Here is a 13,395-nt window from a genome sequence, read left to right as displayed (position 1 = left end):
CGGTTTTTTTTGGTTAAATATATATGATCTGAACTATATCAATAACCTGGGTTTTGGGTCAGGTTTTGGTTCAGGTCAATTTCCGCCAAAGGAATAGGGAATTTATAATGCCTTGGAAGTTGAATATTCCCTCTACCCTGAGGGTTCACAAATTGATCAATCAAGGCCTGGTCATCCAGTACGTTTTGTCTCCAGAGATCCAATAATCCAGTTCCTTCAAAAGCCAGTTCCCAAAACCTTTCCCAGAGAATGGCGTTGATCAATTCCTGTCCGGTGATGCCGGATATGGGTTGTAGGCCGGCTCTTTCCCTCACCCTGTTGATACCATAATAGGCATCCTGGGAGGAATTGGCGCCCATTGCCACGGCTTCTGAATGCATTAGCAACACGTCTGCAAATCGGATAATGTTGAAATTATGGGGCCAATCTTCAGCTGCAAGGGAACATTCACAAAGGTTCATTTTTCTCCAATTGGGTCGATTAAAGGTATTGGCGCCCCCTTCCGGATTGTAGCGGATTGTTACACCGTCATTGTTCACAAATTCGGTGAGGAATGTGCCTTCAATCCTTTCATCGTCTGGGTCGAATGTGTCAAAAAATTCCGGTTCTCCGACCACAGAGGACCATCCTGGATTGACGTGACCGGACCTGCCTGTAAAAGCGCCTGCCATAGATCCTTCACCCACTCCATCTGTATATTGAACGGAGAAAATATGTTCGATGCCATTTTCAGTTTCTAATCTGAAGTTATCGATATAATCGTTAAACAAATCATAGTTTCCACTTTGTATGACTTCCATTGATTTGTCAGCAGCTTCCTGCCATTTTCGTTGCTGCAAGTAGGTCTTAGCCAACAACGCCATAGCTGCACCTTTTGTGGCCCTGCCTTTGTCAGCATCAGAATAAGTTTCAGGCAAAACACCCTCTGCATCGATCAAATCACTTTCTATTAGTTGCCAAATTTCCGCTTCAGTCCCTGCATTAGTTGCCGTATACGCTGCACCCGTTAAACCTAAAGTTTCTTCTTCTATGTTCGGAACATCACCAAAATGACTGACCAGAAGAAAATAGTAAAATGCACGAAGGAATTTAGCTTCATGTACAATACGTGCTTTTAAATTTTCATCCATGTCTATTTCAGGTACACGCGAAATTACCGCATTGGCTCTGTTAATTCCTCTATAGGAACCCATCCATATCGATCTGATCATTCCATCGTCAATCTGGAAGTTCCACTGCATAAATTGGTCATAGCCAAACTGCGCCACGGTTGGGGACCATTGAACCACATAAATGGTTCTACCGTATAACTCATCCACCCAAACTCCTCTTCCTGATTGGAGAACGTCATAGACCGCATTTACAGCGGCCAACGCATCCGTTTCGTTGTTGTAGAATTGCTCAGGGGAGATGAAATCATATGGAACTTCCTCCAATAGACCTTCACCGCAGGACAAAGTAATCATTGTCAGCATGCCTGTAAACAATCCAATAATTATATAATTGCTTAATTTCATAGCTTTTAATAGTTATAAGTCAACAACTTGATTGCATTTTATTTTGTTTTCAACCTGTTGATAAAGTTAGTGATGTAAAATTAAAACCCAATGGAGGCACCCAACATAAATGTCCTTGCTCTTGGAAAAGCACCATAATCATTTCCAAGGTTTACGTTATTCTGTCCCAGTACATTTACTTCCGGATCAAATCCAGTGTAATTAGTAATGGTGAAAATGTTTTGTCCACTGATATAAACCCTAGCATTTCGTAAGAAAGTAGCCGAGGCAGGAATGTTGTAAGCTAACATCACATTTCGCAACCGGAGGAAAGAGCCATTTTCTATGTTGATGGAGGAGTTGTTTACTGTCCCATTGCCTTCAAACCTTGCAAGAGGAAGTGTTCCATCGGGGTTGCTTTCAGACCATCGGTTTTCTGCATAGTGTCTGCTGAGGTTTGAACCAGGGTTTCCGTTAGCTATTTCGAACCTTTGTGAGTTTTTAATATTATTTCCATACACGCCTTGAAAGAAAAAGGTCAATTCCAAACCTTTATAGGCCATTCTATTATTGATGCCATAAAAGAAATTTGGAGTAGGATCGCCAATGATTGTCCTGTCGTTCGCATCTATTACTCCATCACCATTTTGATCCACATATCTGGCCCATCCGGGTTGCTCATTACCCAATCTCAGTACAACTCCTTCGGCTGGTGTTCCGTCGGGATTGAAATCATTGGGCTGATAGACCCCATCATATTCAAGGTCAAACCAAACTCCTATAGGTTGTCCAGGTATTATCCAACTGCCTGCGGAACTTAAGTGGGCACTGACGTTTCCACCGATTTGGAAGGGCTGTAGAGGCCCAATATCCAAAATTTGATTTCTGTTTCCTGAAATATTACCATCAATGGTCCAAACGAAATCTCTGTCAAAAACATCATATCCAACAGCAAATTCAAGTCCCTTGTTTTCAAGGCTACCCACATTTTGAAGTGCATTGGTGGCTCCTGTTGTGGTAGGTAAGGTTACATTGAGAAGCAAGTCAGTAGTTTTGTTGTAGTAGCCATCAAATGTAAACCTTAATCGATTGTCAAGGAAGGAAAAATCCAACCCGAAATTTGTCATCGCTGTGGTTTCCCACCTTAGGTCCGGGTTGGGTACACCATCTGTTCCTAGGCCTACCACAAAGTTGTTGTTGAACACATAATTTTGGTTTTGCAATCTTGCCAAAGACCTATAGTTTCCGATTTCCTGATTTCCAGTCACCCCCCAGCTTGTTCTCAATTTCAGGTCAGAAAATAAGTTCTGGGTTTGCATAAAAGGTTCTTCTATGGTCCTCCAGGCAAATGCCACGGATGGGAAATTCGCCCATTTGTTATTGGCACCAAATCTCGAGCTACCATCCCTTCTTCCAGTTATTGTGAAAAGGTAACGGTCCATGAGGGTATAGTTTATTCTGCTGAGGAGGGAGGCGATGTTCCAGCCATTTTGAAATGAACCCGGTCTCAAAAATTCCGCACCTGTACCTAGGTTGTGATCCATGACGATGTCATTCACAAAATTCCTTGCACTGGCACTAAAACCCCGCATCACCTCTTCCTGGTAGGTAAAACCTGCTACAATATCAAACCTGTGTATGTCATTTATAGTGGTATTGTAAGAAAGGATATTTTCATTTAACCAGTTAGTGATGTTTCTGTAGGACTTGGAAGCAATTCCCCCTGATGCCCTTCCTGCCTCGGAGCCTTCTCTGTCTCTATATACATTTCCAGTGGCACTGAATAGGTCCGTTCCTAAGCTGAACCTGAATTTAAGCTGGGGCAAAATCTCATATTCAGCGAAGACATTGGCCAATAACCGGTCTTGAATACGCAAATCCTTATAGCCATTTACCAAACCAACCGGGTTTTGCAAATTTGTACTTCCTCTGCCCGCAGCCAAAATACTACTGGTCAATTGGTAGGAACCATCTGGGCGACGAATGTTGTCAATAGGAGGGAAGGTAACCGCATTGGTAATGGCATCTCCACTTAGCCCCCCATCAAATGATGCAGATGCACCATTATCATATACCTTGTTGTAGGTCATTCTTACCCCTACATTCAATCGCTCATTTACCTTCGAGTCAATGTTTAAGCGAATAGAGCCCCGTTGAAATCTTGAGCCCAAGACTATTCCTTCCTGATCAAAATAATTCGTTGATAAAGAATACCGAGTAGCTTCTGAACCCCCCGAGAAAGTTAGTTGATGGTTTTGCATTACCGCATCACGGAATATCTCATCTTGCCAGTTAGTCCCTTCGCCTAACATGGATGGGTCAGGAAAATTGGGATCTCCTGCACCGAAAAGGGGGTTAAATCCGGCATTTATTTCTGCCTCATTGAATATTTCCGCGAATTCTCTGGCATTCAATACCGGAATTCTACGAGCAGGTGTTTGTATCCCATAATAAGCATCATAGGTTACTTGTACCGCACCTTCTTTCCCTGACTTTGTAGTTATCAATACAACTCCATTAGCACCTCTTGAACCATAAATTGCTGTTGCCGAAGCGTCTTTAAGGATTTCTATGGATTCAATATCATTAGGGTTGATGGCGCTCAAAGCACTTCCGCCGGCCCTTTGTCCAAACCCACCAACGTTGAAGTTTTGGTCATTGGGATAAATAGGAAAGCCGTCAATTACATATAAGGGCTCATTACCGCTTACCACTGAATTCCCTCCACGTACTCTCACAGAAACACTTCCTCCGGGAGCAGCATTATTTTGCGTTACTTGAACACCTGGTGCCCTACCTTGAAGGGCATGATCCAATGAGGCGACAGGAACCTCTTTTATCTCTCTTTCAGAAACAGATGCGACCGAACCAGTAAGATCACTTTTTCTTACTGACCCATAACCTACCACAACCACATCCTGAAGATCTTGCATATCACTTTCCAATGAAATGTCTATGTTAGTTCGGTTATTAATACTTACCTCCTGTCTCTTAAAGCCCACATAGGAGAAAACCAAAGTTGCATTACCATCTGGGGCGGTAATCGAATATTCTCCGTCCACATTTGTGACCGTCCCAATATTGGTTCCTTTGACCAAAACATTCACTCCAGGTATGGTCTCATTATCATCTGAAGAAACCACTGTCCCCCTTACTGTAAATTGAGGTAAGGGGTTAAAATTCCTTACTACGGAATGTATGGATTCTGTGGCCGATCTTTCCTTGGGAACAGTCCTTTCGGCTGGTAGGTCTTTGTTTTCAATAGATCGGTTGACCTTTGCTTTCTTCACCACAAAAAAGTCCTCTTCTATCTTTTGGAATTGGAAACCATTTGGAGAAAGAACCCCTTCCAGCTCCTTTTCCAATGAACTGTACTCAGTACCAGAAAGATTCGAAAGGACTTCTTGGGTGATATTGGAATGATAAAGAAAAGAAACTTTATATTTCTCCTCCACATCTGCCAATACACTTTCCAAAGTCTTTACTTTTTCCTGACTTGGACCTCCTTGCATGGAGGCCAGGCTATTGGAAGCCATTAGGCTTTGTGCCGTTAACAATGGCATTTGTAGCCAAAAGAGCAACCCAATGATTAAGGTTAAAATTGGTATTTTGTTTTTCATATCATTTATATTTTGGATTTTTACTAATTGATTTCATATAGTTTGTGATCTATTTTTTCTATTTCCACTCCAATAAGCAGAGATAAGCTATGGAAAATGGCGTCAATGTTTGTGGTTGGAATGGAACCGTTAAACTTTTCTTCCCATAATCCCTGATTATTGACTTGAATTTCCACACCGTAAGTTTCCTCTATCATCAGTAGAAAATCTTTAAACTTGGTATCACTCAAAACAATTTTACCTTCTTTCCAGGAGGAATAATTTTCAGGTATCACCTTCATATGGTTAAAGTTCCTTGTTGCCTCATCGAATTCCAGCAACTCACCTGGTACCAGAATTTGTCTGTTGATATTCTTTTTGGATTGATAATCTTCAATAAGGGTGGAAAAATTTACCGCGAGACTTCCGGAATTAAGTACAATTTGGGTTTTTCCTTTTCTTTTTGCCACGTTGAATTGTGTTCCCAAAACCTCTATTTGTAAGTTGTCCGAAGTATAAACCTGAAAAGGTAAATCTCCTTCCACTTTATTTACGTTAAAAAATGCTTCTCCATCGAGCCAAAGCTCTCGCTTTCCCTTGACTTTCCAATCCCGGGAAAACCGAATGGTTGAATTACCATTTAAGGTTAATTGGGAGCCGTCACTTAATGTGATTTCCTTTTTTTGACCGTAGCCCGTTTGGTACTGATCATAGCTAAAAAAAACACTGTAGATGGAAATTGCGGCAACTAAAAAGCAAAGAAACACTGCTGCAACCTTAAATGGGAGATTAATGGATTTTTTCCCGACCCTTTTAGACTTGATTAATTTATTCTGGGGATCTTTTGAGGGTGGGACTTGAGAAAGAACATTAAGCCATAAATTGAATTTATGTTTCTCTGAGTGAGTTGGGTCAGAATAATTGGATTCTACCAATTGCTCGAATAGCGGATAATCCCTATCCATTGCGTTCATTAAGAAGGCCTCACCTTCCTTGGTTTTGAACCAATAAAATAATTCTTCCAGTTCTTTGGGAGAACATTTTCCAATTAGATATTTTTCAAATATTTTCTCTTGATGTTCTGTCACCTGTCGAAAAATTTTCGTTACATATTACTATTACACCACAAGATGGTCTAGGTATTACAGGAGGTAAAAAAAATTATTTTTACTGCAAATTTTTCCTGAAAGGAAAATCCAGCATTTGATCCGGCTACCTAATTTAAAGAAACTTCTTTATGTAATCTTTTAAAAAAATATTGGCTTTTGTGATTTGTGATTTCACTGTATTTACGGAGAGACCGAGACTTCCTGCAATTTCTTGGGATGAAAACCCCTGGATGTTGTGCATTTTAAAAATCAGCTTCTTTTTTTCAGGCATCTCATTGATGCCTTTTTCAAAAACTTCCAGAAAATGATTCTTCCTATAATAAAAGTCCGTGAAATTGATCAATTCACCTGAATTTTCAAAAGCTTTTGCCAGCCGCAGAATCTCTCTGTCCCTTTTCCTTATGGTATTGAGCAATTGGTTTTTTAAAAGGGTGAACAAAAAATTTTGAAAGGATAAATCAGGATCCAAGGTTTCCCTTTTCTGCCAGATCTTAATAAAAACATCCTGGAGAACATCCCGCACCATATCTTCATCATGGAGATATTTTTTTGCAAAGCAGAACATTGGGGAATAAAATTGATCATACAGTTGACTGAAGGCCTTTTCGTCTCCTTCTTTCAACATTAGAACCAGGTCTTTTGGGCAGTATGTAAGCTTTGTTATGCGCACATCATACTTTAAAAGTAGATGATATACTATTTGTTATTTGGGTTAAAAGTTAGAAAGTATTTCTTTGTTTCTCAAAAAAAACCGCCTTTTTTTTGTTATCGCTGAAATCAGCTAAAAAATTATTTGAAATAAGAATAATTGACCTTTATTTGTAATCCCTCGATAGCTTTTAAAACCAATGCATCCAAAAAGTAGAATTCCCAAGTTTATGGTTTTCATATCGATCTGGTTTTTTTTGTGGACAAGTTGTAAGCCTCAAAACCCAGTTGACATTTCTAAAGGAAAACTGGATTTTGACAAAATCGATAAAAATTCTCTCCCAAAGGAAACTCGGAAAATGGTGGAAATTTTCCATGAGGCCTTCAAAAATGCTGTAGCCGACAAATATTATTTTCTAAATTCGGAACGGGTAAAAGCTTATCAAGCAGTTGAAGATTCTGTGTTTGGTGAAAACAAGATTCAATATCTTTTTAATTTGGGTACTGAATTGGTTTATTCAGGTGATTATAAGGAAGCCAGGAATAAACTTGGGCAATTAATGGAGTTTCTCAACTATGACGAATCGGAAATAACCCTGGAAAATAAACCTATCCAAAACCTGATTGCCCTTACCTATCTCTTTGAAGCCATCGAAAAAGAAGGGGAAGAGAGTTTTTGGGATGCCTTTCAATTCAATGCGGATTTTACTTTTACCAATGCATCTAAATCAGACCTTGAAAAATCACTCGAATTATTTAGAAAACTTAATCAAAACTTTCCCGAGGATATCTACCTGGAATGGATGATTGAAGTAATTCGTAACCTGGAAGGAAAGAAAAGTTCATTGGCTTCTGATTATTCCGAAGATTCAATCCAAATCGGCTTGCAGTTTAAAAATGAATCCAAGCAAAAAGGATGGAAAGGAATAGGACTTATTGGAGGGTTATGCGCAGAGGATTTTAGCGGAGACGGTAATCTGGATGTGATATATGGGTCTATTGGATTTGATTCACCACTTTATTATTTGGAGGGAAATAAGGATGGTGGGTTCAGCTATAAAAGTAAAGAAGCCCAATTGGAGGGGTTAATAGGAGGGATTTCCATTGTAAAGGGAGATTTTGATAACGATGGTTTTCCGGATGTGTTTGTTTCCCGGGGGGGCACTTTGTCCGCTTCCGGTAATCAACCCAATTCATTATTGAAAAACAACGGAGATGGTACTTTTTCAGATGTCACTCACAGTGCTGGCGTATTGGATTTTTTCCCAAGCAATCATGCGCATTTTGTGGACTTTAACAATGATGGGCACCTGGATATATTTATTGCCAATGAATCTTTGACCAAGTATTTCCGGAATGCACATCCTAGCAGATTATATGAAAACAAGGGAGACGGTACCTTTGAAGAAGTAAGTGTAAAATATGGTTTGCCGATTTCCGAATTGGTAATGGGTAGTGCGTGGTTAGATGTCAATAATGATGGTCTTTTGGACCTTTACCTTTCTATAGAGGGGGGAAACAACCGATTGTTTCTCAATAATGGTAAGGAGGATGGAAAATTATGGTCTTTCGAGGAAGTACCCGATGCGGCAGGAGCATCCGATCCAGTATTTAGCAATAAGTGTGTGGCAGTAGATGTCAATCAGGATGGATTGGAGGATCTGTTGGTATTTCCGAAAATCCAGCAGCAAGGTTTGGGGTATTATGCCAACCATTTGATTAAAAATACCCACGAATTGGCCTCACCTAGGCTTTTCATAAACGATGGAAAGGGAAGGTTTGAGGACCAAAGCTTAGAATGGGGAATTGATTATAATTTAATGGGCCAGGGAGTGGGAGTTGGGGACTTGGACAATAACGGGTATCCCGATTTTTATGTAGGAACTGGCAACTCAAATATAGAGACAATGGTACCCAATGTGATTCTAGAGAACAACGGGGTTAAATTGGAACCAAATAGCAATGTTGCTTCGGTAGGTTTTCTGGGGAACTCCTATTCCATACAGCTTGTAGATACTTATCAAAACGGCAAATTGGATATAATGGCTACTAAAGGAGGCTATTTTGAATTTGAAAAGCATGTGCCGGTGTTTTTGAAAAACCATACAGAAAACAACCATTCTTGGGTGCAGGTGAGACTTCAGGGAAAGACCGCTAACTATCAAGGTATTGGTGCTAAGATAGAAATTGTTGCCCAAACGGTGGAGGGGTCAATAAAAAAGTTTCATCAACGAATCAATACCCAAAGCTCCCCGGCCATTGCCCATTTTGGGTTGGGGGATGCAGTTGCAATCACTGAAATTATAGTACATTGGCCAGATAAATATCATTCTGTTCAGTCAGTGCAAGACCCAAAAATCAATACCTTACATATAATAAAACAGGAGGTTAAGTAGGATTTTATGTTTACTTACGTTAATAATTTTGTAGATTCATTTTGAAAAACCAGAGACCCGGAAACAAATGTCAAAAACCGTGTTTTTCCTATTTATATTGATCTCAATTGCAGGATGCAAAAAGGAGTTTCCTTTGGAAAACCTGGAAAGACTTTGTCAATATCAGCTTACAGAGGCCAATGTGGAACTCACGGAGGTCATTATGAAGGATTTGTTCACACCGCCTGTTTCCAGTAGGATTTATGCCTATTCCAATATAGCTGCTTATGAAGCCTTACGGCATACCGACAGCTCTTTTTTGTCCCTTGCCCATCAATTAAACGGACTCGGTTCTCCCCCTAAGCCTAACCCCGAATTGGAATACGCTTATCCAATTGCCTCCCAGGTGGCCTTTATAAGGGTAGCTTCCAAGATGGTTTATACGAACGAACTATTGGAGGAGTATTTGGAAAGGTACCTGGATCCCTTTAAAAAGCAAGGACTCAATAGAAAAGTCCTGGAAAATTCCCTTGATTTTGGCGAAGAAATTGCAAGCCATATTCTAGCATGGATGGATAATGATGGATACAAGGAGACAAGAGGGAAAAGACACTCTGTTTCTCATCAACCGGGGAAATGGAAACCCACTCCCCCTGATTTTATGGATGGAATAGAGCCATTTTGGTCCCAAATCCGGCCTTTTGTTCTTGACTCCGCCAGCCAGTTTCCGGCACCCTCTCCACCTGTGTTTGACACTATTCCTGGCTCGGAATTTTATGAGCAGAGCATGGAAGTATACCTGGCAGGGAAAGAGCTTGACGAAGAAAAAGAAGCCATTGCCAGATTCTGGGATTGTAATCCTAACATTACTTTTGTGCGCGGCCACGTGAAATACTTTAAGCAACAGCTTTCACCAGGAGGACATTGGGTTTCTATTGCCTGTATTGCTTCTGCTCAGCAAAACCTTTCCAATCTCGAACATGCTGTGGCCTTGACCATGACCAGTATCGCACTGGCAGACGCCTTTATTAGTTGCTGGGACACCAAATATAAAACAGATTTGATTCGTCCTGAGACATTTATAGAAAGATATATTGATCCAGATTGGACGCCATTTTTACAAACACCTGCCTTTCCTGAGTATACCAGCGGACACAGTGTGATTTCAAATGCAGCAGCAGAGGCCTTATCCCATCTGTTTGGGGATGAGTTTGCATACACCGACACCTCAGAGGTGTCATTTGGCCTTCCTGCCAGGGATTTTTTGTCTTTTAGGGAAGCATCCCAAGAGGCTGCTATCAGCCGGCTTTATGGTGGCATTCATTATAAAGCAGCTATCACCAACGGGATAGCCCAAGGTGTACATGTAGGCCAATTGGTGGCAGAAAGGATTAAATTTAAAAAAAATGAAACTGTGGCTTTTAATTGATCTCCTCTAATGCTCCACCATTCCTTTGTTTTTTTTAAGTCCAGGGTTTTTTCCTTTTGGATAATAGTTGCTTTTCAGATTGGTTGCACCAACAAAGGAGGTAATACAGACCTTATCACTACCTTGGAGGAATCCCATTCTCTTGAAGAGAGCCATGAATTAGCGATCAACCATTGTGGCAGTTGCCATCTTTTTCCAGTACCTGAATTGCTGGACAAAAAAACCTGGCAAAATAATGTATTGCCGCAAATGTCCCTCCATATGGGGATTTTTTTTGATGGTCACCACTATAGGCCTCAAATTCCAAATGCGGTTTTTGAAAAGGATGCCATCAGTAACTTGGCCAAAAAATTACAACTCTATCCGGATTCATCGGTCGTCCGGTTAGAGGAATGGTTGGCCATTGAAAAATTTTACTTAAGCAAGGCACCGCAACAATTGTCCTCCATAGATAGGGATAGACCGACGGGAAAATTGAATTTTGCTGTTTCTTCTGTACCTTTTAGGTTTTCGAATTCCTATTCAAGTGTTTCCTTTGTGGAATTTGATGATCAAAGAGGAATCATTTATTTGGGAGATAAAAGGACAAAATCCTTATACATCCTGGACAAAAATTTCAATCAGTTGGATCAGATCGAAACCGGGTCAGTACCAATCAAGGTAATTGCCAAAGGGGAAGATCTCTATATTCTTACCATGGGGACATTTGAGGCAGCTGCCGAAAGTAAAGGGAAGCTCATTCTGTACAAGGAAGGAAAAAAAGAGGCCTTGATTGAAAACCTGAATAGGCCGGTGGATTTTCTGATGACAAATTTCATGGAGTCTGGCACTCCCGAATTCCTGATAGCGGAATTCGGGAGCCTGACCGGGGGCTTGAACCTGTATTTTAAAAATCTCGAAGAGTTTTCAAAAAGGGAAATTTACAAAGGTGCGGGCACTCTACAGCTTATGGAAAAAGACCTGAACCAGGACGGAAAATTGGAAATTGTGGCATTGATTGCGCACGGGGAAGAAGTACTGGTCAACTTTGCCCATAGTGGAAACGGAGTTTTTGAAAGGAAAACGCTTATCCAAATGCCACCTGTTTACGGTTCTTCTTTTTTTACTTTTGAGGATATCAATGGAAATGGTAAAGAGGAACTCTTATATGTGAATGGTGACAATGCGGACTTAAGTCCTATCCTTAAACCATATCATGGAGTTAGAATTTTTGAGGATATAGATGGGGTGTATAAGCAGAATCATTTTCTGCCAGTAAACGGAGCCTATAAGGTGATAGCTCATGATTTCAATGATGATGGATTAAAGGATCTTGCAGTAGTGTCCTTTTTCCCCGATTTCCATAAGTACCCTGAAGAAGGGTTTATAGTTTTTGAGCAAAAGGAAGGGGGTTCATTTTCTCCTATTGTTTTACCTATGATTAAGGAAAGTCGATGGATAGACATTGTTTTGGCCGATCTGGATGGTAATGGCAGGAAAGAGATTCTTTTGGCAGCCCATTTGTTGTCCCAGGCTGCCGATATTCCCAATTCATTAAGGAGTCTCTGGGCTCAAAAAAGGCATGCTTTAATAAAAATATCGTTTGAAGATATAGACTAGACATACCTAAATTAATTCCAATACTACTTGAAATAACTTTTTAGGCCAATCGAATTACCAAGCAGCCTTAATTCTGCAAAAATGGTCTATTATTTTTTGGTTAGGAATTGTTTTTTCACCTGAACCGAACGGATAAGCTTTGTTGAAGTGCATCAAACCTTTCATTCTGTGGTATTTCTAGCCTTATTGATGTTCTTCTTTCCTTTTACCATACTTGTTTTGTATGTTGCAATGGATTGTACAATGATAAAAGTAAGTCCTTTAAAAGCTGTTTTACAACTAAGGAGGCGAGGACTATATTTTAAAGTTGGAGGTATTTCATGGAATCACCTAAAAAACAAGAGGATGGGTAAGAAATCCCAAATTCAGCCCTATTGTTTAAATTGCGGAGAAGATATTTTATCTGATGCTAACTTTTGCACCAGATGTGGTCAGTCCATCCGTACTCGGCGTTTTAGTATAAGTGCATTTCTGAAACGGGATTTGTTTCAAGCTATTTTTTCTTTTGAAAAAGGATTCTTTTTTTCCCTGTGGCAGTTGTTGAGAAACCCAGGTAAAACCGTATTTGAATATATGGAAGGAAAAAGGGCCAGTCATCTTTCCTTTGGTTCGTTTTATATGGTTTTATTGGGGTTTTTGATTTTTTTTACCTATTTCAGTGAATTGGAAATGGTAGATATTTTGAAGGTAGGGGAGGAAGACAAAGCTGGAAGAGAAACCTTGTCTTTTTATGAACATAACCCCAAAATAAGTAACCTCGTCCAAATTCCATTGATGGCAGTATTTAGTTGGATTTTCTTTTGGAAAGCTAAGTTAAATTTCAGCGAACACTTAGTTTTGAACGTTTATAGGCTATCTATTGAACTAATATTTTTGATTTTGATCTCTATTTTATCCTTGTTTATGACGAGTCTATATTTTCAGGAATTTGGATACTTTGTGGCTGTGGGACTTTCTGCTATTTATGCCCTTTGGTTATATGTGGGATTTTTCGGAAATTATTTCAATAGTAAAATTAAAGTGGTAGTCCTTAGTGGGCTTTGCTATCTGGTCTCGGTGTTTTTAGGAGGTGTATTACTAATGATTGCTATACAATATTTTCCTTTAAAGACTTTCCGTTTTTAATAGGAATATAATTTT

At 39.9% G+C, this 13,395-nt stretch carries 8 protein-coding genes; 4 read left to right on the top strand and 4 right to left on the bottom strand.

The window, feature by feature from the left end; all coding sequences use genetic code 11:
• Positions 1–38: 38 nt before the first annotated feature.
• The 4 genes from DB520_RS11215 to DB520_RS11200 form a co-directional block, all read right to left on the bottom strand.
• Complete coding sequence (locus DB520_RS11215) at positions 39–1,517, bottom strand: RagB/SusD family nutrient uptake outer membrane protein (protein WP_114749800.1); 1,479 nt, start codon at positions 1,515–1,517, stop codon at positions 39–41.
• Positions 1,518–1,597: 80 nt separating this feature from the next.
• Complete coding sequence (locus DB520_RS11210) at positions 1,598–5,116, bottom strand: SusC/RagA family TonB-linked outer membrane protein (RefSeq protein WP_114749799.1); 3,519 nt, start codon at positions 5,114–5,116, stop codon at positions 1,598–1,600.
• Positions 5,117–5,139: 23 nt separating this feature from the next.
• Positions 5,140–6,183: a FecR family protein gene (locus tag DB520_RS11205; RefSeq protein ID WP_114749798.1), complete on the bottom strand. Its 1,044-nt coding sequence runs from the start codon at positions 6,181–6,183 to the stop codon at positions 5,140–5,142.
• Between the two features lie 133 nt (positions 6,184–6,316).
• Complete coding sequence (locus tag DB520_RS11200; protein WP_114749797.1) at positions 6,317–6,829, bottom strand: RNA polymerase sigma factor; 513 nt, start codon at positions 6,827–6,829, stop codon at positions 6,317–6,319.
• A gap of 382 nt (positions 6,830–7,211) precedes the next feature.
• On the opposite strand from DB520_RS11200, the gene DB520_RS11195 reads away from it, so the two are divergent.
• The 4 genes from DB520_RS11195 to DB520_RS26990 all read left to right on the top strand — a co-directional run bounded on the left by DB520_RS11195 (position 7,212) and on the right by DB520_RS26990 (position 13,380).
• Positions 7,212–9,248 carry a CRTAC1 family protein gene (locus DB520_RS11195; RefSeq protein WP_198675300.1) on the top strand — a complete coding sequence of 679 codons (2,037 nt, stop codon included), beginning with the start codon at positions 7,212–7,214 and terminating at the stop codon, positions 9,246–9,248.
• Positions 9,249–9,315: 67 nt separating this feature from the next.
• On the top strand, positions 9,316–10,656 hold the full coding sequence (locus DB520_RS11190; protein ID WP_114749795.1) for a vanadium-dependent haloperoxidase: 1,341 nt from the start codon (positions 9,316–9,318) through the stop codon (positions 10,654–10,656).
• Between the two features lie 9 nt (positions 10,657–10,665).
• The gene (locus DB520_RS11185; RefSeq protein WP_114749794.1) at positions 10,666–12,255 is read left to right on the top strand and encodes an FG-GAP repeat domain-containing protein; all 1,590 of its coding nucleotides are present in this window, start codon (positions 10,666–10,668) and stop codon (positions 12,253–12,255) included.
• 189 nt (positions 12,256–12,444) lie between these two features.
• Positions 12,445–13,380 (top strand): DUF3667 domain-containing protein, encoded by a 936-nt coding sequence (locus tag DB520_RS26990; protein WP_114749793.1) that lies wholly within the window; start codon positions 12,445–12,447, stop codon positions 13,378–13,380.
• Positions 13,381–13,395: the final 15 nt, after the last annotated feature.

It is taken from the genome of Pleomorphovibrio marinus (assembly GCF_003347495.1).
Classification (GTDB): Bacteria; Bacteroidota; Bacteroidia; order Cytophagales; family Cyclobacteriaceae; genus Pleomorphovibrio; species Pleomorphovibrio marinus.
The sequence above is the reverse complement of the archived record's forward strand: the minus strand, read 5'-3'. Positions and strand labels throughout refer to the sequence as shown.

What these genes read in the sequence shown, in the direction of transcription:
- DB520_RS26990 (WP_114749793.1), top strand. Translation starts at nt 12,445, where the DNA reads ATGTTCTTCTTTCCTTTTACCATACTTGTTTTGTATGTTGCAATGGAT.
- DB520_RS11210 (WP_114749799.1), bottom strand. Translation starts at nt 5,116, where the DNA reads ATGAAAAACAAAATACCAATTTTAACCTTAATCATTGGGTTGCTCTTT.
- DB520_RS11185 (WP_114749794.1), top strand. Translation starts at nt 10,666, where the DNA reads ATGCTCCACCATTCCTTTGTTTTTTTTAAGTCCAGGGTTTTTTCCTTT.
- DB520_RS11195 (WP_198675300.1), top strand. Translation starts at nt 7,212, where the DNA reads ATGGTGGAAATTTTCCATGAGGCCTTCAAAAATGCTGTAGCCGACAAA.
- DB520_RS11200 (WP_114749797.1), bottom strand. Translation starts at nt 6,829, where the DNA reads ATGTTGAAAGAAGGAGACGAAAAGGCCTTCAGTCAACTGTATGATCAA.
- DB520_RS11215 (WP_114749800.1), bottom strand. Translation starts at nt 1,517, where the DNA reads ATGAAATTAAGCAATTATATAATTATTGGATTGTTTACAGGCATGCTG.
- DB520_RS11190 (WP_114749795.1), top strand. Translation starts at nt 9,316, where the DNA reads ATGTCAAAAACCGTGTTTTTCCTATTTATATTGATCTCAATTGCAGGA.